This window comes from Metasolibacillus sp., from assembly GCF_025291715.1.
Lineage (GTDB): Bacteria > Bacillota > Bacilli > Bacillales_A > Planococcaceae > Metasolibacillus > Metasolibacillus louembei.
On the sequence record NZ_JAMBIZ010000007.1, the window covers coordinates 124,660 to 125,200 of the forward strand.

Below are 541 nucleotides of genomic sequence, written 5' to 3' on the forward strand. Positions count from 1 at the left end.
CCGTCGATGTGGACTCTTGGGGGAGATAAGCCTGTTATCCCCGGGGTAGCTTTTATCCGTTGAGCGATGGCCCTTCCATGCGGAACCACCGGATCACTAAGCCCGTCTTTCGACCCTGCTCGACTTGTAGGTCTCGCAGTCAAGCTCCCTTGTGCCTTTACACTCTACGAATGATTTCCAACCATTCTGAGGGAACCTTTGGGCGCCTCCGTTACCTTTTAGGAGGCGACCGCCCCAGTCAAACTGTCCGCCTGACACTGTCTCCTGCCCCGCTAAGGGGCATGGGTTAGAATTTCAATACAACCAGGGTAGTATCCCACCGACGCCTCCTTCGAAGCTGGCGCTCCGAGATCTCTGGCTCCTACCTATCCTGTACAAGTTGTACCAAAATTCAATATCAAGCTACAGTAAAGCTCCACGGGGTCTTTCCGTCCTGTCGCGGGTAACCTGCATCTTCACAGGTACTATAATTTCACCGAGTCTCTCGTTGAGACAGTGCCCAAATCGTTACGCCTTTCGTGCGGGTCGGAACTTACCCGAC

1 rRNA gene (cut by a window edge) is annotated in these 541 nt (G+C 53.8%); it reads right to left on the reverse strand.

Annotation, left to right across the window (positions count from 1 at the left end):
* Window positions 1–541: ribosomal RNA gene (locus M3Z76_RS07210) — 23S ribosomal RNA — on the reverse strand; its annotated part reaches 347 nt to the left of the window's first position; the annotation flags it as partial.